Origin of the sequence: Mesorhizobium sp. B2-8-3, assembly GCF_006440815.1 — a bacterium.
Lineage (GTDB): Bacteria > Pseudomonadota > Alphaproteobacteria > Rhizobiales > Rhizobiaceae > Mesorhizobium.
The window spans coordinates 1-18,464 of sequence record NZ_VFTW01000007.1 but is presented as its reverse complement, the minus strand read 5'-3'; the positions used below and the strand labels follow the sequence as shown (position 1 = coordinate 18,464).

Below are 18,464 nucleotides of genomic sequence, written 5' to 3'. Positions count from 1 at the left end.
GCTGTAATCTGGATCGCGGCCAGAACGCCGTAATCCGGATTCCCGTGCGGCTTTACGCTTTGTTACGCCCGATGATGCAGGATCGCGAAAATTCTCCAGGGCATTGCGACCAGCATGACCGTGCAAGGCACCGGTTGGAAAAACGATCTCCTGCTTGCGTTGTGCGCCACCCTGGTGGTGTTGACGATCAACGCGGTTTCCGGCTTCCCCACCCTTGCCAACTACGGCGCCGACAATGACAGCATGCTGCGGCTGGTCGAGGTCCGCGACCTGCTCGGCGGCCAGGGCTGGTTCGACCTCCATCAATACAGGATGGGCGCCTCGGGCGGCTTCGTCATGCACTGGTCGCGGCTTGTGGACACGCCGCTCGCGCTGATCATCATGGCCTTCGATGCGCTCGGCGCCAGCCCCGCCACCGCCGAACGCGCCGCGCAGATCATCTGGCCGACCCTGCTCTACGGGCTGACAATATTCGTGCTGATGCGCGCCTCGCAGCGCTTCGCCGGCGCGAATGTCGCGATGCCGGCGCTCATCCTGTCGACGGCGGGCCTTTTCTTCCTGGTGATCTACAGCCCGGGCGTGATCGATCACCACAATGTCCAGCTGTTGCTGACGGCGGCCAGCCTCTGGCTCCTTATGGAAGCGCCCTCCTGGCGGCCCGCGGCCCTTCTGTCGGGCATTTGCGCCGGCCTGACGTTGGCTGTCGGCATGGAGACCGCTCCCTATGTGGCGGTGCTCGGCATCTGTGCCGCTGTGCTGTTCATCCTCGACGACAAGGAGCGCGTCACGGCACGAGGCTTCGGCCTCGGATTTGCCGGCATCGCCTCGCTGGTCTTCGTGGTTACCGTCCGTCCGGCCGACTGGGGCGTGGCCCATTGCGACGCCTTCTCGTCCTTCCAGTTCGCGGTTGCCGCGCTGTCCGGCTTCGGCCTGGCGATCGCCGCTGCATCGACCGGGCCGACAACCCGGGCGCGGCTCGGCTCCACGCTGGCGCTGGCGGTGGTGGTCGCGGCCGCCGCGATGCTGTTCTTCCCGCAATGCCTGGCGTCGCCCTATGCGGGCATGGACGAGCGTATCCGCACCTATTGGCTGGCCGACGTGGTCGAAGCGCAGCCCTTCTGGAGCGTCGCCGTCCACCAGCCGAAGCTGATGGCGGCGCGCTATGTGACGCCCTTCATCGCCATCCTGCTGATCGGCTTTCAACTCCGAACGCGTCGCCTGCGCCGCGGGGAGATGCTCGCCGCCATCCTGCTTGTCGTCGCCTTCGGCGTCAGCCTCTGGCAGGTGCGCGGCTCGACCTTTTCCGTCGCCTTCGCCGTATTGCCGCTCTCGGCCTGGATTGCGAAAATCCGCCTGCGGGCGGACGCCGCGCCCTCATGGCGCCTTTCCACCGGCATCGTCATGGCGTGGCTGGTCTCGCTCAACGCGACTTGGGCCGGGGTCGCGGTGGCGGCGCAGTCCGTGGTCCAGAAAGCGCCGCAGCGGATCAATTCCGATCCCGATCACGCCGTGACCTGCGGCAAGCCAAGCGACTTCCACGATCTTGCCGCCATGCCGGCGACGACGGTGCTTGCCTCGTCCAATCTCGGCTCGGGAATACTGATGTTCACCCGCCACCGGGCGCTGGCCGGCCCTTACCACCGCAATGTCGGCGGTAACCTTGCCATGCTCGACGCTTTCATGGGAACGCCGGACGCCGCGCGCGCCGTCATCGAGCGCGAGCATGTGGGGCTGGTCGCGATCTGCCGCGGCAACACGGAAGAGATATCGCTGGGCCTGGACGCTCCGAACGGCCTTGCCGCGGCGCTGCTGCGGGGCGACCTGCCGGCATGGCTGGAACTGGACCAGTCTACCGCGGGAAGACCGATCGAGATCTACAAGGTCCGTTGAATATCGGCCTGCGGCCATGTCAGCATCGTCGACCGCGCTCCTCGCAACGCGCTCGTTTCGCGCTGATGCAGCATCCCTCCGTGATTTAGAAAACCCCGATTGAAGTCAGTCCCGTGGATCATTGCAATCCAGCCTGTGCTTTGGTTAGCATTTCGCCGGGGCGGCGATATATGTATTCAGGAAATTTGGATTCGGGGCTTTAGATTGGGGAAAGGGTATCCATGTCGGCCATAGACGGCGCGGTGGCGCCAGCATCAGCCAGACGAACGCTGCAGCATGTTGTCTCCCACATGGTGGACGCCGTGAACCGCGCCGCGTTCGTGGAAACGCCTTTCTGGCATCTGGAAATGACCGATGTTTTCCCCGCGGACCTTTATCTGCGCATGCGTGCCGCCATGCCGGAGGCGCGCGAGTATCGTGCGCACAAGGGGCGCAACAACGTCAACATTCAGGCCGACGGCACTGCGACGCGGGTCAAGATCGACCTCTACCCCGAATATATCCGCCATCTGCCGGACGAGAAACGGGGGGTCTGGTCCCTGGTCGGAAAGGCACTGCATGCGCCGCAACTGAAGGACGCATTCATGCGCCGCCTTGCCCCGGGATTGGAACGCCGGTTCGGGTCGGATTTCATGAAGGTCGGCATGTATCCGGTGCCGATGCTGACGCGCGACGTGGCGGGCTACAAGATCGGTTTCCACACCGACACGAAATGGAAGGGCATCACGGTCCAGTTCTACCTGCCGGAGGACGACTCGATCAACCACATCGGCACCCGATTCGCCGAACGCAAGCCGGACGGGCGTTTCGAGAATTCGCACCGGATGTCGTTTTCCCCGAACACCGGCTACGCCTTTGCGGTCGGCACCGACACCTGGCACGCGGTCGATACCGTCGGGCCGGAGGTCCGCACCCGCGACAGCATCCTTCACACCTATTTCGTGGACAACACCGCGACGCTCAAGATCCGCAACCGGAGCAAGCGCGCCGCCAATTTCGTGATGAACGAAGTCCGCCACGTCGGCCGCTAGAGCATGATCCCGAAAAGTGGGAACCGGTTTTCGGAGAAAGACCATGCTCCAGCAAAGAGTTAGATCGTGACGGCGATTCAACGAAACGCCATCACGATCTAGAGCAAGTCCAGGGCGGCTGGATTCTGCCAGCGATCCTGCTCAATCCTGGTGCAGGATGAACTCCAAATAGAGGTTGCGCTGCAGGATCGAATGGTTGTCGTCGGAGATCAGCGACACCATCAGCGCGCCGTCGTCGCGGGTCCAGATGTCGAGCCCTTCCATGTTGTCGATCTGGTAGCCCATGTCGGCCTCCATCAGCACCGGCCCGTCGGCGACCGCGCCCTTCGCGACGCTTTCGCCATAGATGCGTCGCAGCCGCATCTTCACCCCGCGCGCGATCGAAAAACTGCGCTCCAGCAGCAGCAGGTCACCGTCCGGCAGGAAGGCGCCGTCGGTAATGTCGAAATCGCCGTCGCGCCTGACGGTGAAGACGCCCTTATGCGCCCCCTCGATGATGGCGGCATAGACGTTGCCGGCTTCGTCGAGGCTCCTCTCCGAGACCACGACCAGGCCTCCCGCGTGCTGCCCGTAAGGGTTGGCATGGGTGACGGTCTCGAAGCCGCGATTCTGGCGCAGCTCCTTGGCGGGCACCAGGTAATCGAGCTGCCGGATCGGCGCTTTCATATCGTCGGGGTCGATCTTGAACTGGGCGACACGCTGGTCGCGTTCGAAGCCGACGGTGGCGATACCGTCCTTGACGGCGAGCCCTTCCGCGTCGACCTCCCACTTCCGGTCGGTCGGTTGGCCCGAAGCGTCGACCATCTGCTGCATGCGGAAATAAGAAACGCCCGATGGGCGCCTGCCGGCGTCATGCGTGATCGCGCCGAAGAACCAGAAGCCGGTGTCGGCGACACCGATGAAGTCGCTGCCCGGCTTCAGGAAGCGAAAGGCCGACAGCGCGCCGAAATCGCGTGCCGACGACGTCATCTCCAGTCCGCCGACGAATTCGAGCGGCCCGAAACGCGTCTCGTCGTGGCCGACATGGAACTGGCTGATCGGCCGCGCCGAAATCTCGACCGTCTCGGCGGGAGCGCCCGACGCGGCAATTGCCGGCAAGGCGCAGGCCAGCACGCAGGCGAAAAGCGTCCGCCGCGCCCGCCGCCCCGAAAAGATCATCCGGCGCGCCGCAATCCGCCGCGCCGCGTGTCGCGCGCGCTTTCCTCGCCAAACAGCGAGGCGAGCTGCTCGGTCATGGCGCCGGCCAGTTCCTCGGCATCGACGATGGTGACGGCGCGGCGATAATAGCGAGTGACGTCGTGGCCGATACCGATCGCGAGCAGCTCGACCGGCGAGCGCGTCTCGATCAGCTCGATGACCGCGCGCAGATGCCGCTCCAGATAATTGCCCGGATTGACCGAGAGCGTGGAATCGTCGACCGGCGCGCCGTCCGAGATCATCATCAGGATCTTGCGCTGCTCGGGCCGGCCGATGAGCCGGTTATGCGCCCAAAGCAGTGCCTCGCCGTCGATGTTTTCCTTAAGCAGGCCCTCGCGCATCATCAGCCCGAGATTGCGCCGTGCGCGCCGCCACGGATGGTCGGCGGACTTGTAGATGATGTGGCGCAGATCGTTGAGGCGGCCGGGGTTCGGCGGCTTGCCGTCCTTCAGCCATCTCTCGCGCGCCTGTCCGCCTTTCCAGGCGCGGGTGGTGAAGCCGAGGATCTCCACCGAAACGCCGCAGCGCTCCAGCGTGCGCGCCAGAATGTCGGCGCAGGTCGCGGCCACGGTGATCGGCCGGCCGCGCATCGAGCCCGAATTGTCGAGCACCAGCGACACCACCGTGTCGCGGAATTTCGTGTCGCGCTCCTGCTTGAAGGACAGCGGCTGCATCGGATCGATGACGACGCGCACCAGCCGGGCCGGATCGAGATAGCCTTCCTCCAGGTCGAAATCCCAGGAGCGGTTCTGCTGCGCCATCAGCCGGCGTTGCAGCCGGTTGGCGAGCCGCCCGACGACGCCGGAGAGATTGGCGAGCTGCTTGTCGAGGAAGGCGCGCAGCCGGTCGAGCTCCTCCTCCTCGCACAGGTCCTCGGCGCCCACCGTCTCGTCGAAGGCGGTGGTGAACACCTTGTAGTCGATCTCTTTCGGCAGGTTCAGGAACGGATTGTCGTTGCGCTTGGCCTCGCCCGGCGTCTCGGCGTCGGAATCGTCCTCGTCGGAAAGGTCGTCGGAAGTGGCGTCGGTCGCTTCCGTCTCGGCCGATTCTTCCTCGTCCGCGGAAGCTTCGGCATCTTCAGACTGCGACTGCTCGGAGCCCGAATCCTCCTCGCCGCCTTCCTCGCTCTGTTCCTCGCCCTGCTGCTCGTTCTCTTCGTTTTCCTCCGAGTCGTCGGTTTCCTGGTCGTCGCCGAGTTCCTCGGCCATCTCCATGGAAACCAGCATGTCGCGCACGACGCGGGCAAAGGCCTGCTGGTCCTCGAGCTTGGCCGACAGGCCGTCGAGGTCGCCGCTCGCCTTCTCCTCGACCCAGGGGCGCCACAGATCGACCAGCCGCTCGCCGCTCTTCGGCACGGGACGTCCGGTGAGCTTTTCGCGCACCATCAGCGCAATCGCTTCCTCGAGCGGCGCGTCCGCCTTGTCCCTGACGTCGACGAGGTTCGCCTTGGCGTATTTGTCCTCGAGCATCGAGCCGATATTGTCGGCCACGCCCTGCATGGCGCGGCTGCCGATCGCCTCGACGCGCGCCTGTTCGACCGCGTCGAAGATAGACCGCGCCAGCTTGCCTTCCGGCGCTAGCTTGTTGTGGACGCGCTGATCGTGGCAGGCGCGCTTCAGCGCCATGGAATCGCCCAAGCCGCGCGTGATCGCGATGTCGTTGCGGGAGGCTTTCTTCGGCAGCTCGGGCAGGCGCGCGCGGTTGCCGGCCAAGGCCGGACGGTCCTTGGCGAAGCCGACCTCGAGGTCCTTGTCGCCGGCGACGGCGCGCATGCACACGGTGACGGCGCGCTTGAAGCTGTCGGCTTCAGACCCGTTCTTCGGCTTGTTGCGCGTGTTGTCGCCCGGACCCGCCATGATCATTCCTTGCGCGATTGGTGCTGAAAGGCTGGAGGCCTTTCGGCTGCGCGCCTAGCCCAGCACCACGTTGGCGGCGCTCTCCGGCAGATCCTCGCCGAAGGCGCGCTGGTAGAACTCGGCCACCACCGAACGCTCCAGCTCGTCGCACTTGTTGAGGAAGGTCAGCCGGAACGCCATGCCGATGTCGCCGAAGATTTCGGCGTTTTCGGCCCAGGTGATGACGGTACGCGGGCTCATCACGGTGGACAGGTCGCCATTGATGAAAGCCGAGCGCGTCATGTCGGCGACGCGCACCATCTTGTTGACGATGTCCTTGCCCTTGCTGTCGCGATAGTGCTTGGCCTTGGCCAGCACGATGTTCACTTCATTGTCGTGCGGCAGGTAGTTGAGCGTGGTGACGATCGACCAGCGGTCCATCTGCGCCTGGTTGATCTGCTGCGTGCCGTGATAGAGGCCGGTGGTGTCGCCAAGGCCGACCGTGTTGGCGGTGGCGAACAGCCGGAACGCCGGATGCGGGCGGATGACCCGGCTCTGGTCGAGCAGCGTCAGCCGGCCCGACGATTCCAGCACGCGCTGGATGACGAACATCACGTCCGGGCGGCCGGCATCGTACTCGTCGAAGCAGAGCGCGACATTGTGCTGATAGGCCCAGGGCAGGATGCCGTCGCGGAATTCGGTGACCTGCAGGCCTTCCTTGACGACGATGGCGTCCTTGCCGACGAGGTCGATACGGCTGACATGGCTGTCGAGGTTGACGCGCACGCAAGGCCAGTTGAGCCGCGCCGCCACCTGCTCGATATGCGTCGACTTGCCGGTGCCGTGATAGCCCGACACCATGACGCGGCGGTTGTAGGCAAAGCCGGCGAGGATCGCCAATGTCGTCGCCTTGTCGAACAGATAATCCGGGTCGATGTCCGGCACATGCTCGGTTGCCGCCGAATAGGCGGGCACGACCATCTTGGAATCGAAACCGAATTTCTCCTTCACCGACACCGTCGTGTCGGGCAGGTTGGCGATGTCGCGATCGACCTTGTTCATCTCTATCAACGTCTCCACGGGCGAAACGCCGCGTTTCGCCGGCAATCGATTTTGTCCGGGGGCGGTCTTAGAGCCTTTTCCAACCTTATGAAAGTTGGAAAACGACATGGGACCGTAGGGCCGCTCAGCACAATCCTGCTTGCTTGAGCACGCGATAGGCCTGCAGCACATCGCGGAACCGGTCTTCCGAACCCCTGTCGCCGCCATTCGCATCCGGATGGTGGCGCTTAACGAGTTCCTTATAGCGTGCCTTGATGTCCTGACCAGTCGCCTTTGTATCAAGGCCAAGCGTTTCCAGCGCCTTGGCCTCAAGCGGCTTTGCCTTGCGCTCGCGCGGCTCGCGCGCGCCTGAACCGAACAGATTGAACGGGTCGCGCATGCGGTTGTGGTAGCCGGCGCGGCCCGAACGCTGTTGCGCGAAATCCGGCGCCGAGCGCGTTCCGCCGACATTGGCGCCCATGCGCCAAGTCGGCCTGTGGCCGGTCAGCGCCTCCTTCTGGAAGCGGGCGATCTCTGTGTCCGACACGCCGGAGAAGTAGTTGAAGCCCTTGTTGTATTCGCGCACATGGTCGAAGCAGAAGCGGAAATACTCGCCCTCCTTGAGACGCCCGACCGGCGCGCGATGCGTTCCCGCCTCGTTGCAGCCATCCCACTGGCAGATCGGCGCGCGCGACTTAAGCTCCGCGTCCTTCTCCGGCCGGATTCGAATTTTCTCGAAATATTTGGGATACGCTTTCATCTCACCCATTTATGGGCTGTTCGCACGTGCGAAACAAGAATTGACATTTCGCCGATGATCGCCCTAACCGCTGAATCGCGGCTTAAAAGCGGTCGAAATTCAAGATTTTGCGGCTGTGCCGCAGATGTGGGGAAGGGAACCCAGGATGTCCATACAGTCGACGATGGAAAACAAGCTGAAGGCGGCGTTTTCGCCCGAAAGGCTCGCCGTCATCAACGAAAGCCACCTTCACGCCGGCCATCACCATGTCGAGTCAGGCCACCATGCGACGTTCGACGGCGCCGGCGAGACGCATTTCCGCGTCCGCGTCGTCTCTGCCGCCTTTGCCGGCATGGGTCGCGTCGAGCGCCACCGCGCCGTCAACGAACTGCTCGCCGACGAATTGAAAGCCGGCGTGCATGCGCTGGCGATCGAGCCGGCCGCGCCCGGCGAGAAGACGCGCTGGTAGTCAGCCGACGGTCGCCTTGAGGAAGGCCAGCGCCGCCATGGTCAAGGCGTCGCCGTCCTTGCCGAAATCGCGGTTGATCGACATATGTGTATAGGCGCTGCCGTCGAACAGCGTGACCTTAGTGCCGGTGGCGCGCAGGCGTTCCGCGAAAGCTTTCGATTCTTCGCCTCGCCCGGATGCCCGCGAATAGGCGATGAAGGTCGGCGGATGCTTCCTGCCGTCGACATAGCTCGCCGGCGACAGCGCCGCCCACTGTGCCGGGTCGGAAAAGGCACGCGCATAAGCCCGAACCATACCGCCATTCCTGGAAAGCGCGGCAAGATCATAGGCCCTGGTGTCGTCGAGGATCAGCGCGGCGACACCGGGCAATCCGCCGCGCATGCCGGTCAGCGCAATCAGATGGCAGCCGGCCGAATGGCCCATGCCGACGATACGGTCCGGATCGCCGCCATGCCGGGCGATGTTGGCGCGCACATAGGCGTAGGCCTTTTCGACATCGCCGGCCTGGGTGGCGACATCCGCTTGCGGCAGCATGCGGTAATCGATCGAGACGAACACGAAGCCATTGGCGAGCAGGAAGCCCGGCTTGGCGCCGACCTGGCTGCGCTTGCCGAACCGCCAGGCGCCGCCATGGACGAAGAAGACCACCGGCAGCTTGTTCGCATCGTCGCCTGCATGGACATCGAGCTTGGCCGGACCGTAATCGAGGGTTTGCGGTTCCGGCTGGCCCGGACGCCCGGTCGCCGACGCACCTGGCGGCAACAGTGCCGCCAGCGATGCCACGATGAGCCTGCGTCGATTGATCATCGTCATCTCCAGTCAGGTTGCGGCGACAGCGCACGGACTCTGGCCACGCACCTCATTTACTGACCAAAAATGACAACTTTCGGTGCGAAAACAAATCCAGTCCTTGACGGTCCGCCGGCAATCACCACGTATCTTACTAGGCGAGCATTTTCGGCCGAATCGGGAACTCCGGGGGGCCGATGTCGGAGTGCGGAGAGCTCCCCTTCATGTGAAGGGAACCACAATGCTTTCCGGCAGTTGATGAAGCGATGAGCCGATTGGCAGCCTGTCGGCTCCGAGGCAAAGCATCATGCGCGAGAATCAAACAGACGTCTTCGATCTGTTTTCGGAGATTTATTCCAACGCGGCTCAGGAGGAGATAAGCCTCCAGCAATACCTGCTAGCCTGCCGCGAGGACAAATCCATGTATGCCTCGGCGCCCGAACGCATGGTTGCGGCAATCGGCGAGCCGAACCTGATCGACACCAGCAAGGACGAGCGGCTCGGCCGCATTTTTTCCAACCGCACCGTCAAGGTCTATCCCTCCTTTTCCGATTTCTACGGAATGGAGGACACGATCGAGCGCATCGCCGGATATTTCCGCTATGCCTCGCAGGGCCTCGAGGAGCGCAAGCAGATCCTCTATCTCCTCGGTCCGGTTGGCGGCGGCAAATCCTCGCTGGCCGAACGGCTGAAGAAGCTGATGGAGGAGCGCCCGATCTACACGCTCAAGGTCGGCAACAAGATCAGCCCGGTCTTCGAATCGCCGCTCGGCCTTTTCCATCCCGACCGCATGGGCGATCTGCTGGAGGATAAATACGGCATCGCCCGCCGCCGCCTGAACGGACTGATTTCGCCCTGGGCGGCCAAGCGCCTCGACGAACTGTCGGGCGACATCTCCAAATTCAGCGTCGTCAAGCTGATGCCGTCGCGGCTGCGCCAGATTGCCATCGCCAAGACCGAGCCCGGCGACGAGAACAACCAGGACGTCTCGGCGCTGGTCGGCAAGGTCGACATCAGGCAATTGGAGCACTTCAGCCAGTCCGACCCGGACGCCTATTCCTACAGCGGCGGCCTGAACCGGACGACGCAGGGCCTGCTCGAATTCGTCGAGATGTTCAAGGCGCCCATCAAGGTCCTGCACCCCTTGCTGACGGCAACCCAGGAAGGCAGCTACAACGGCACCGAAAATTTCGGCGCCTTCCCCTATCAGGGCATCGTCGTTGCCCATTCCAACGAATCGGAATGGCAGCAGTTCAAGAACAACAAGAACAACGAGGCCTTCCTCGACCGCATCCTCGTGGTCAAGGTTCCCTATTGCCTGCGCATCACCGAGGAAAGGCACATCTACGAGAAGCTGTTGCGCGAAAGCGAATTGGCAAGCAGTCCCTGCGCGCCAGAGGTGCTGGACATTCTCAGCCGTTTCACCGTTTCGACCCGCCTTGCCGAACATGAGAACTCGCCGCTCTACACCAAGATGCGCGCCTATGACGGCGAGAACCTCAAGGAGGTCGATCCGAAGGCGAAGTCCGTCCAGGAATATCGCGACGCCGCCGGCGTCGACGAAGGCATGACCGGGGTAAGCACGCGCTTCGCCTTCAAGATCCTGTCGCAGACGTTCAACTACGACACCAAGGAGGTGGCGGCCGATCCCGTGCACCTGATGTACATCCTCGAGGAGGCGATCAAGCGCGAGCAATTCCCGAAGGAAACGGAGGCCGCCTATCTCGAATTCATCAAGTCGGAACTCGCGGCGCGCTATGCCGAGTTCATCGGTCACGAGATCCAGAAGGCCTATCTGGAATCCTACAGCGAGTACGGTCAGAACCTCTTCGACCGTTACATCGCCTATGCCGATGCCTGGATCGAGGATCAGGACTACAAGGACCCCGACACCGGCCAGATCCTCAACCGCGAGGTCCTGGACAAGGAGTTGTCCCAGGTCGAGAAGCCCGCCGGCATCGCCAATCCCAAGGACTTCCGCAACGAAGTGGTCAAATTCACCTTGCGCGCCCGGGCGCGCAACCATGGCCGCAACCCGTCCTGGACGAGCTACGAAAAGCTTCGCGAGGTCATCGAGAAGCGCATGTTCGGCCAGGTCGAGGACCTGCTGCCGGTGATCAGCTTCGGCTCCAAGCAGGACAGCGTCACGGAGAAACGGCACAACGAATTCGTGCAGCGGATGGTGGAACGCGGCTATACCCAGCGGCAGGTGCGCCGGCTGGTCGACTGGTATATGCGCGTGAACAAGGCGGGCTGATCAAAGCCGGGACGGTTCCATGCCGATCTTCATCGACCGCCGCCTGAATCCGAAGGACAAAAGCCTTGGCAATCGCCAGCGCTTCCTCAGGCGTGCCCGCGAAGAGCTCAAGCGCTCCATCCGCGACAAGGTCCGCGCCGGCGGGATCGCCGAGCTCGACCGCGAGCACGCCGTGCCGATGCCTCGCAAGGGCACCGGCGAACCGACCTTCGGCGACGACAAGGAAAGCGGCCGGCGCCAGCACATCCTGCCCGGCAACCGGACGTTCAGCCCTGGCGATCTTATCGACAAGCCTGGCGGCGGCGGAGGCTACGGCTCGGCTCCGGGGACCACGGAATCCGAGGACGACTTCCGCTTCGTGCTGTCACGCGAGGAAGTGCTCGACCTTTTCTTCGAGGACCTCGAACTGCCGGATCTGGTCAAGCTCAGTCTAAAGCAGATACTCAGCTTCAAGCCGAAGCGGGCGGGCTTCGCGGCAAGCGGCGCGCCGACCAACATCAATGTCGGGCGCACGATGCGAAACAGCCACGGGCGCCGCATCGCGCTCAGGCGTCCGAAGCAGGCAGACGTGGACGCCATCGCCGGGCAGATCGCCGAGCTGGAATCCAGGCCGCCGGATGCAAAGACACGCGAACGCATCGAGGCTCTGCGCGACGAGTTCGATCGGCTGGAGCGCCGGCGCAGGCGGATTGCCTATGTCGATCCGGTCGACATCCGCTTCAATCGCTTCGACCCGCAGCCGCGGCCGAATGCCAGTGCCGTTATGTTCTGCCTGATGGACGTCTCCGGATCGATGGGCGAGCGAGAGAAGGATTTGGCCAAACGCTTCTTCGTGCTGCTGCATCTGTTCCTGACGCGACGATACGAGCGCACCGAAATCGTCTTCATTCGCCACACCCATGAGGCCAAGGAGGTGGACGAGCACACGTTCTTCTACCACACGCAAAGCGGCGGCACCGTCGTTTCCACGGCGCTCGAGGAGATGCATCGCATCATCGAAGAGCGATATCCGGCCTCTGAATGGAACATCTACGCCGCCCAGGCCTCTGACGGCGACAATTTCGCCACCGACTCCGAACGCTGCATAGAACTGCTGGACCGCAAACTCATGGGGCTTTGCCAGTATTTCGCCTATGTGGAGATCATCGATGAGCGGGAAAGCCACATTTTCGGCTCGACCGAGAACGGCACGTCGCTCTGGCGCGCCTACAACGCCGTCGACGGCAAATGGCCGAACTTCCAGATGAGGCGCATTGCCGCGCCGGCCGACATATACCCGGTCTTCCGCGAGCTCTTCGCCAGGCAGCCCGGCTTGCGCAAGAGCGCTTGAGGGCTTCGGCGATGGTCAGCCAGGCGCGCAAGTCCGAACTGCTGTTTTCCGGGTCCGACTGGGATTTCAACAAGCTGTCCCAGGTCTATGACGAGATCGAAGCGATCGGCCGCGAAGTGCTTCACCTCGACATCTACCCGGTGCAGATGGAGGTCATTTCCTCCGAGCAGATGCTCGACGCCTATTCGTCGATCGGCATGCCGCTGATGTACCGGCACTGGTCGTTCGGCAAACGTTTTCTTTACGACGAGCTTCTCTACCGCAAGGGCGCTCGCGGTCTGGCCTACGAGATCGTCATCAACTCCAACCCCTGCATCGTCTACCTCATGGAGGAAAACACCATGGCCCTGCAGGCCTTGGTGACCGCCCATGCCGCGCTCGGGCACAATCATTTCTTCAAGAACAATCATCTCTTCCGGCAATGGACGGATGCCGGCGGCATCCTGAGCTACCTGGACTTCGCCAAAAGCTACATAGCCCGATGCGAGGAACGGCATGGCTTGGCCGCCGTGGAGGCGATCCTGGATTCGGCCCATGCGCTGATGGAGCAAGGCGTGTTCCGTTACCGTCGCCCGCCGAAACTGTCATCGGAGCAACAGCGCGAGGGGTTGCGCGAGCGCCTCGAATACGAGGAACGCTCCTTCAACGATCTGTGGCGAACGCTGCCGCCCCCGCAGGGAAAGAACAAGCCGGAAGCAGGGGACGAAATCCTTGCCGAGCGCAAGAAATCGCTCAATCTGCCGGAGGAAAACCTGCTCTATTTCCTCGAGAAGAACAGCCTGGTGCTAGAGCCCTGGCAGCGCGAGATCGTCAGGATCGTGCGTGTCATCGCGCAATATTTCTACCCGCAGCGGCAAACCCAGGTGATGAACGAAGGTTGCGCCACCTTCGTGCATTACACGCTCATGAACACGCTGTTCGACCGTGGCCGCATCGGCGAAGGCGCCATGCTGGAGATCCTGCGCAACCACTCGAACGTCATCTTCCAGCCGGCCTATGACGATCCGCGCTTTTCCGGCATCAATCCCTATGCACTGGGTCTCGACATGATGCAGGACATCCAGCGCATCTCGACCGCGCCGACCGCCGAGGACCGCGACTGGTTTCCCGACATCGCCGGCCGCGGCGACTGGCGCGACACCCTGCTCGACGCCTGGGCCAACCACCGCGACGAATCCTTCATCCGCCAATATCTGAGCCCGACGCTGATCCGCAAATGGCGACTCTTCGTGCTCGCCGACGGCGCCGACGAGCCGCACTATGAGGTGGCCTCGATCCACAATGAGCGCGGCTATGCCAAGATACGGTCGGCGCTCGCACAAAGCTACGATGTTGGCGCCAGCCGTCCCGACATCCAGGTGGTTGACGTCGACCTGCTGGGCGACCGGCATCTGCGGCTCCAGCACAAGATCAAGGACGGCGTCATGCTCGAGGCCCAGAGCCGCGACGCAACCCTGCGCCATATCCGCAGGCTTTGGGGCTATGACGTCAGCCTGGCGGCAATCGATGCTGGAACCGGCGCGATGCTCAGCGAGCGTTCGACCAAGGAATTGTGAGCCGGATCTCTGAGACGCCTGGTTTCTTCGGCGTAGGGATTTTGAAAGGTTGCAGGGTTGTCGGGCGCCAAGTTTTTCACCATTCGCTTCGGTGAAATCAGCGCAGACGTTGGGGGTTGGCTGAAGCCTCTCAACCTCGTCATCCCTGGGCGGAGCAGCCGCGAAGCGGCGTCGCGGAGACCCTGGGATCCATTCCGTGACCCTGATCGAAGAACGCAGCGGAGCAGAATTCTGCACCGCAGCAGCGCTCATGCGTCACGGAATGGATCCTCGGGTCTGCGCGCGTCGCTACGCTCCTTGCTCCGCCCGTGGATGACGAGGCCGGACCGTTTCGGCCAATCTCCAAGGCATACCACCTGCCAACGCGACATAGCCGACCAGTCAAGATTTCTGTGTTAATGAACTAGCCTTCGCTGGCGGGACGTATCCTCAACCTTGCAATGCGGTTCTTGTCCCGCTTCATCACCACGAAACGCTTGCCGTGGAAGGTGAAGGCCTGCTTCTCCTCCGGGATCGACTGCGTCTCATGAATGACCAGGCCGGCAATCGTCGTGGCTTCCTCGTCGGGCAGGTCCCAGTCGAGCGCGCGGTTCAAGTCACGGATCGGCACCGTGCCGTCGACGACGACGGAGCCGTCCGCTTCCTTCTTCACGCCCTGCATGTCGACATCGTGCTCGTCGGCTATCTCGCCGACGATCTCCTCGATGATGTCTTCCAGCGTCACCAGCCCTTCGACCTCGCCATATTCGTCGACGACGATGGCGAAATGCGCCTTGCGGCGCAGGAAGGCGTTGAGCTGTTCCTGCAAGGTGGTGGTGTCCGGCACGAACCACGGCTTCGCCGCGATCTTCATGACATCGATCCGCGAGAAATCGTTGCCGACCTCGTTGAGGGCCCTGAGAAGATCCTTCGCGTGCAGCACGCCGACGATGTTGTCGAGCGAGCCCTTCCACAACGGCATGCGGGTGTGCGGGCTTTGCAGGATCTCGCGCACCACCGCCTCCGGCGCATTGTCGGCATTGACGGAGCGCATATTGGTGCGGTGGACCATGATATCCGACACTTCGAGTTCATCGAGGTCGAAGAGGCCTTCGAGCCGATTGCGCTCCTCACCGGCAGCCGCGCCCTCGCGGCGGGCATCGTCGCTGCCTTCATCCTTGCCGTTGCGCTCGGTCCGCTGCGGCGGCTCGAGCGGCCGCAGCGCGTAGCCGAAAGCGGCAAGCAACCGGGCGCGGAACAGAAGCGCCGAAAGCACGATGACGGCGAGGACGGCGGCGACGATCCAGCCGGCGTCGATCATCCGGAACGGCTCCTCTTGGACCGTTCGGGATGGCTCACTTTGAGCCTTCCGGATTGGCCTGTCTTGAACCCTTCGGGATGGCTCGTCTTGAGGAAGGACAGCACTTCCGACGGCGGCACGTCCTTGGCGATGAAAGCCTGGCCGATGCCGCGCGTCAGGATGAAGGTCAGCGCGCCGCGCGACACCTTCTTGTCCTGGGTGATGAAGCCGAGCAGCGCCTCGGCATCCGGCAGCTCGCCCGGAATATCGGCCATGCGCCAGGGCAGGCCGACGGCGCGAAGATGCGCTTCGACGCGCTCCGCGTCGTCCGGACTCGCCAGGTTGAGGCGCGCCGAGAAGCGATGCGCCAGCGCCACGCCGATGGCCACACCCTCACCATGGACGAGGCGCGCCCCGTCATAGCGCGTGGCCGCTTCCAGCGCATGGCCGAACGTGTGGCCGAGATTGAGCAGCGCCCGGTCGCCGGTCTCGAACTCGTCACGGGCGACGACGTCTGCCTTGGCGCGGCAGGCCTCGGCGATCGCCTCGACCCGCGCCGGGCCGCCGGCAAAGACTTGCCCCCAGTTCTGCTCAAGCCAGGCGAAGAAGGCCGGGCGGTCGATCAGCCCGTATTTGGCGAGCTCGGCATAGCCGGCGCGGAACTCTCGGATCGGCAGCGTGTCGAGCACCTGGGTGTCGGCGAGCACCAGCCTGGGCTGGTGGAAGACGCCGACAAGGTTCTTGCCGCGGGCGCTGTTGATGCCGGTCTTGCCGCCGACGGAGGAATCGACCTGCGCCAGGAGCGAGGTCGGGATCTGCACGAAATTCATGCCGCGCCGCACGATGCCGGAAGCAAAGCCTGCAAGGTCGCCGATGACGCCGCCGCCGAGCGCGATCACCAGGTCGCGGCGTTCGAGCTTTGCCGCGAGGACGCCGTCGACCACCTCTTCGAGATGGGCAAAGCTCTTGGTCTTTTCGCCGGCGGGCAGCGCGATGACGGCGGACTGGATACCGCCTTTCTCCAACCCCGCCTTCAGCGTGTCGAGATGCGCGGCGGCGACGTTCTCGTCGGTGACGATGGCCGCGCGGGTGCCGGGAAGCCGGCGCGCGATCTCTTCGCCGGAGCGCGCCAGCAGCCCGGAGCCGATCAATATGTCATAGGCGCGGTCGCCGAGCCCGACCTCGACCTTCACCGGTTCGGCATCGCTCACGACTGCACCTCGTCGGTTGTGGCGCTTGCAGCGCCTGTCGCGATCGCGTCGACGCCGAGATGGGCGCAGAGCGCCGCGACGACTTCGCCGGCGATGATCTCCTTGCGGTCGTCGCGGGTCGGCACGGTCAGGTCGGCGGTGGCGTAGACCGGGTAACGCTCGCCCATCAGCCGCTCCAGCACGCCGCGCGGATCGGGATTCTTCAAGAGCGGCCGGTTCTGCTTCTTCGAAACCCGCTCCATCAAGAGGTCGAGGTCGGCCTTCAGCCACACAGACACGCCATAAGCCGTGATTGCCTCGCGCGTCTGCGCGTTCATGAAAGCGCCGCCGCCGGTCGACAGCACCTGCGGTCCGTTCTCCAGCAGGCGCAGGATCACGCGCTGCTCCAGCGCGCGGAATTCCGGCTCGCCATAGCGCTCGAACAGCTCCGGCACGGTCATGCGCGAGACGCTTTCGATCTCCTGGTCGCTGTCCATGAAGGGCAGCGAAAGCATCGCCGCCACCTTGCGGCCGATCGCCGTCTTGCCGGCGCCCATCAGCCCGACGAAGACGATCGAGCGGCTGCCGAGCGCTTCGATCAGCGCGGCGCGGCCTTCGTCCGTCGGATTGGGTGGCAGAGCGTTCATCGGAGCCTCTTTGCGCCGTATCGACATCAAAAGCCTGTTTGCGTCAAGCACGGCCGGACAACCGGGCGCGAAGCTTCCCGGCAAAACCTTCTGTTCACCGGAAGCCTTCGTCCTTGAATTGGCCGGATCGGCGTCCCATAAGGGCACAGGGCTTTGGAAACGCAGAACAACAAGACGGGCGAAATTGAATGCCGACTTTGTTTCGCTTCGTCGTGACGCTGGCGGTTCTTGCAGGCATTGCCTATGGCGCGATGTTCGCGCTGGCCATGTTCGTGGAGCCGAAAAGAGCGGAAATGAGCATCCGCATTCCGGCCGAAAAGCTCAACCCCAAGAAGAACTGACCAAGAAAACCGACAAAGAGCTGATCCCGGCCCGATGAACAGCGCCGCCCGCATCGAAGCCTTCCTCGAAATGATGAGCGCCGAACGCGGCGCGGCGGAAAACACGCTCGCCTCCTATCGCCGCGACCTGGAGGATGCCTCCGAGACGATCCAGGGCGGGCTTGCAGGTGCTGGATCTTCCGACATCCGCGCCTATCTCGACGACATCGCCGCGCGCGGCTTCGCGCCGACCTCGCAGGCGCGCAAATTGTCGGCGATCCGCCAGTTTTTCAAATTCCTCTACGCCGAAGGCCTGCGCGGCGACGACCCGACCGGCACGCTGGACAGCCCGCGCAAGGGCCGGCCGCTGCCGAAGACGATGAGCGAGGCCGAGACCGGCCGCCTGCTCGACCGCGCCGCGCTGGAAGCCGGCGAATCCGCCCCGGACGGCGACAGGCTGGCCGCGTTGCGCCTGCACGCGCTGGTCGAGGTGCTCTACGCCACCGGCCTGCGCGTCTCCGAATTGATTGGCCTGCCGGTGACGGTGGCGCTGCGCGACGACCGCTTCTTCATGGTGCGCGGCAAGGGCGACAAGGAGCGCATGGTGCCGCTTTCGACCAAGGCGCGAACCGCCATGCGCGCCTGGCTTGCCGCGAGGGCCGAGCGCCCGGCCTTTGCCGAAAGCCCGTTCCTGTTCCCGGCCTCATCCGACAGCGGGCATCTTTCCCGCCAGGTTTTCGCCCGCGATCTCAAGGGGTTGGCCGCGCGTTCCGGGATAACCGCGGCCAAAATCTCGCCGCATGTGCTTCGCCATGCTTTTGCCAGCCATCTGCTGCAGAACGGCGCCGACCTCCGAGCGGTGCAGCAGCTTCTAGGCCATGCCGATATCTCGAC

At 63.7% G+C, this 18,464-nt stretch carries 16 protein-coding genes; 8 read left to right on the top strand and 8 right to left on the bottom strand.

What is annotated here, in order from left to right; genetic code table 11:
• Positions 1-114 precede the first annotated feature (114 nt).
• Positions 115-1,890, top strand: coding sequence for a GtrA family protein (locus FJ418_RS13155; protein ID WP_140865975.1), 1,776 nt, complete (start codon positions 115-117; stop codon positions 1,888-1,890).
• Between the two features lie 221 nt (positions 1,891-2,111).
• Positions 2,112-2,921: a hypothetical protein gene (locus tag FJ418_RS13150; protein ID WP_140865972.1), complete on the top strand. Its 810-nt coding sequence runs from the start codon at positions 2,112-2,114 to the stop codon at positions 2,919-2,921.
• Positions 2,922-3,062: 141 nt separating this feature from the next.
• Here the strand turns inward: FJ418_RS13150 and FJ418_RS13145 are convergent, their stop codons facing one another.
• From FJ418_RS13145 to FJ418_RS13130, 4 genes are all read right to left on the bottom strand, one after another.
• Positions 3,063-4,079, bottom strand: a complete 1,017-nt coding sequence (locus tag FJ418_RS13145; RefSeq protein WP_140865969.1) for an esterase-like activity of phytase family protein — start codon at positions 4,077-4,079, stop codon at positions 3,063-3,065.
• Positions 4,076-5,974: a cobaltochelatase subunit CobT gene (cobT, locus tag FJ418_RS13140; RefSeq protein ID WP_140645150.1), complete on the bottom strand. Its 1,899-nt coding sequence runs from the start codon at positions 5,972-5,974 to the stop codon at positions 4,076-4,078. Before cobT ends, FJ418_RS13145 begins: the two co-directional genes overlap by 4 nt.
• Before the next feature lie 54 nt (positions 5,975-6,028).
• The gene (gene cobS / locus FJ418_RS13135; protein ID WP_140633012.1) at positions 6,029-7,015 is read right to left on the bottom strand and encodes a cobaltochelatase subunit CobS; all 987 of its coding nucleotides are present in this window, start codon (positions 7,013-7,015) and stop codon (positions 6,029-6,031) included.
• A gap of 124 nt (positions 7,016-7,139) precedes the next feature.
• Positions 7,140-7,763: a J domain-containing protein gene (locus FJ418_RS13130; protein ID WP_140659654.1), complete on the bottom strand. Its 624-nt coding sequence runs from the start codon at positions 7,761-7,763 to the stop codon at positions 7,140-7,142.
• A 136-nt stretch (positions 7,764-7,899) separates the two neighbouring features.
• Between FJ418_RS13130 and FJ418_RS13125 the strand changes: the two genes are divergently transcribed.
• A complete protein-coding gene (locus FJ418_RS13125; protein WP_140645148.1) occupies positions 7,900-8,202 on the top strand; it encodes a BolA family protein in 303 nt (100 codons plus the stop codon).
• Here the strand turns inward: FJ418_RS13125 and FJ418_RS13120 are convergent, their stop codons facing one another.
• The gene (locus tag FJ418_RS13120) at positions 8,203-9,009 is read right to left on the bottom strand and encodes an alpha/beta hydrolase (protein ID WP_140865966.1); all 807 of its coding nucleotides are present in this window, start codon (positions 9,007-9,009) and stop codon (positions 8,203-8,205) included.
• A 289-nt stretch (positions 9,010-9,298) separates the two neighbouring features.
• On the opposite strand from FJ418_RS13120, the gene FJ418_RS13115 reads away from it, so the two are divergent.
• The 3 genes from FJ418_RS13115 to FJ418_RS13105 are packed head-to-tail and all read left to right on the top strand — an operon-like array spanning position 9,299 to position 14,134.
• A complete protein-coding gene (locus FJ418_RS13115; protein ID WP_140645146.1) occupies positions 9,299-11,248 on the top strand; it encodes a PrkA family serine protein kinase in 1,950 nt (649 codons plus the stop codon).
• Between the two features lie 19 nt (positions 11,249-11,267).
• The gene (locus FJ418_RS13110; RefSeq protein WP_140659657.1) at positions 11,268-12,578 is read left to right on the top strand and encodes a YeaH/YhbH family protein; all 1,311 of its coding nucleotides are present in this window, start codon (positions 11,268-11,270) and stop codon (positions 12,576-12,578) included.
• A gap of 11 nt (positions 12,579-12,589) precedes the next feature.
• A complete protein-coding gene (locus FJ418_RS13105; protein ID WP_140866457.1) occupies positions 12,590-14,134 on the top strand; it encodes a SpoVR family protein in 1,545 nt (514 codons plus the stop codon).
• Positions 14,135-14,537: 403 nt separating this feature from the next.
• On the opposite strand, the gene FJ418_RS13100 is transcribed toward FJ418_RS13105, so the two are convergent.
• The 3 genes from FJ418_RS13100 to FJ418_RS13090 are packed head-to-tail and all read right to left on the bottom strand — an operon-like array spanning position 14,538 to position 17,250.
• Positions 14,538-15,434, bottom strand: coding sequence for a transporter associated domain-containing protein (locus FJ418_RS13100; RefSeq protein WP_140865963.1), 897 nt, complete (start codon positions 15,432-15,434; stop codon positions 14,538-14,540).
• A complete protein-coding gene (gene aroB / locus FJ418_RS13095) occupies positions 15,431-16,624 on the bottom strand; it encodes a 3-dehydroquinate synthase (RefSeq protein ID WP_140865960.1) in 1,194 nt (397 codons plus the stop codon). Before aroB ends, FJ418_RS13100 begins: the two co-directional genes overlap by 4 nt.
• Positions 16,621-17,250, bottom strand: coding sequence for a shikimate kinase (locus FJ418_RS13090; RefSeq protein ID WP_140865957.1), 630 nt, complete (start codon positions 17,248-17,250; stop codon positions 16,621-16,623). The genes aroB and FJ418_RS13090 overlap by 4 nt, the downstream gene beginning before the upstream one ends.
• 188 nt (positions 17,251-17,438) lie before the next feature.
• Between FJ418_RS13090 and FJ418_RS13085 the strand changes: the two genes are divergently transcribed.
• Complete coding sequence (locus tag FJ418_RS13085) at positions 17,439-17,591, top strand: histidine kinase (protein WP_140648190.1); 153 nt, start codon at positions 17,439-17,441, stop codon at positions 17,589-17,591.
• A gap of 34 nt (positions 17,592-17,625) precedes the next feature.
• Positions 17,626-18,464, top strand: an 839-nt coding sequence (locus tag FJ418_RS13080; RefSeq protein WP_140865954.1) for a site-specific tyrosine recombinase XerD, incomplete at its 3' end; no start/stop codon positions are given.

Coding starts and splice junctions, on each gene's coding strand:
- FJ418_RS13155 (WP_140865975.1), top strand. CDS start 115: ATGACCGTGCAAGGCACCGGTTGGAAAAACGATCTCCTGCTTGCGTTG.
- FJ418_RS13150 (WP_140865972.1), top strand. CDS start 2,112: ATGTCGGCCATAGACGGCGCGGTGGCGCCAGCATCAGCCAGACGAACG.
- FJ418_RS13145 (WP_140865969.1), bottom strand. CDS start 4,079: ATGATCTTTTCGGGGCGGCGGGCGCGGCGGACGCTTTTCGCCTGCGTG.
- cobT (WP_140645150.1), bottom strand. CDS start 5,974: ATGGCGGGTCCGGGCGACAACACGCGCAACAAGCCGAAGAACGGGTCT.
- cobS (WP_140633012.1), bottom strand. CDS start 7,015: ATGAACAAGGTCGATCGCGACATCGCCAACCTGCCCGACACGACGGTG.
- FJ418_RS13130 (WP_140659654.1), bottom strand. CDS start 7,763: ATGGGTGAGATGAAAGCGTATCCCAAATATTTCGAGAAAATTCGAATC.
- FJ418_RS13125 (WP_140645148.1), top strand. CDS start 7,900: ATGTCCATACAGTCGACGATGGAAAACAAGCTGAAGGCGGCGTTTTCG.
- FJ418_RS13120 (WP_140865966.1), bottom strand. CDS start 9,009: ATGATCAATCGACGCAGGCTCATCGTGGCATCGCTGGCGGCACTGTTG.
- FJ418_RS13115 (WP_140645146.1), top strand. CDS start 9,299: ATGCGCGAGAATCAAACAGACGTCTTCGATCTGTTTTCGGAGATTTAT.
- FJ418_RS13110 (WP_140659657.1), top strand. CDS start 11,268: ATGCCGATCTTCATCGACCGCCGCCTGAATCCGAAGGACAAAAGCCTT.
- FJ418_RS13105 (WP_140866457.1), top strand. CDS start 12,590: ATGGTCAGCCAGGCGCGCAAGTCCGAACTGCTGTTTTCCGGGTCCGAC.
- FJ418_RS13100 (WP_140865963.1), bottom strand. CDS start 15,434: ATGATCGACGCCGGCTGGATCGTCGCCGCCGTCCTCGCCGTCATCGTG.
- FJ418_RS13090 (WP_140865957.1), bottom strand. CDS start 17,250: ATGAACGCTCTGCCACCCAATCCGACGGACGAAGGCCGCGCCGCGCTG.
- FJ418_RS13085 (WP_140648190.1), top strand. CDS start 17,439: ATGCCGACTTTGTTTCGCTTCGTCGTGACGCTGGCGGTTCTTGCAGGC.